This is a genomic window from Paenarthrobacter nitroguajacolicus (assembly GCF_029952445.1).
GTDB lineage: Bacteria > Actinomycetota > Actinomycetes > Actinomycetales > Micrococcaceae > Arthrobacter > Arthrobacter nitroguajacolicus_B.
The window spans coordinates 1-594 of sequence record NZ_JAQPPK010000076.1; the positions used below are offsets into that span (position 1 = coordinate 1).

At 63.5% G+C, this 594-nt stretch carries 1 protein-coding gene; it reads left to right on the forward strand.

Going from position 1 to position 594, the window contains the following annotated elements:
- The coding region (locus PJL15_RS22585) for an IS3 family transposase (RefSeq protein WP_281453359.1) at positions 1-561 on the forward strand (561 nt) is incomplete at its 5' end.
- Between the last annotated feature and the right edge of the window lie 33 nt (positions 562-594).

Sequence of the window (594 nt, forward strand, 5' to 3'; positions counted from 1 at the left end):
AACCGCAGACCCGGGCCGCCAGTTCATGACGACCTGGTCGAGAGGGACTTCACCGCCGCGGCACCGAACGAGCTGTGGCTGACAGACATCACCGAACATCCCACGGCCGAGGGCAAGCTCTATCTCTGTGCTGTGAAGGACGTCTATTCCGGGAGGATCGTTGGGTATTCGATGGATTCGCGGATGAAGTCCTCGTTGGCCGTGGCGGCAGTGGAGAACGCGGTGCGGTCACGCCGCCCGGCGGGGACGGTGGTGCATTCGGATCGTGGGTCCCAGTTCCGGTCCCGCCGTTTTGTCGAATCGCTCCGGCGCCAGGGGCTGACGGGGTCGATGGGCAGGGTCGATGCGTGCGCGGACAACGCCGCGATGGAGTCATTCTTTTCGCTGCTGCAAAAGAAAATTCTGGACCGTCAGCGGTGGCTCACCAGGCAGGACCTCCGGCTGGTTATCACGACCTGGATCGAGCGGACCTACCACCGCAGGCGTCGGCAACGACGGCTGGGGAAGCTCACGCCCATCGAATATGAAACAATCAACCGGACCGCGCTCACAGCGGCCTAAGACCCCGAGTCAACAAAAGCCGGGGCAGTCCCG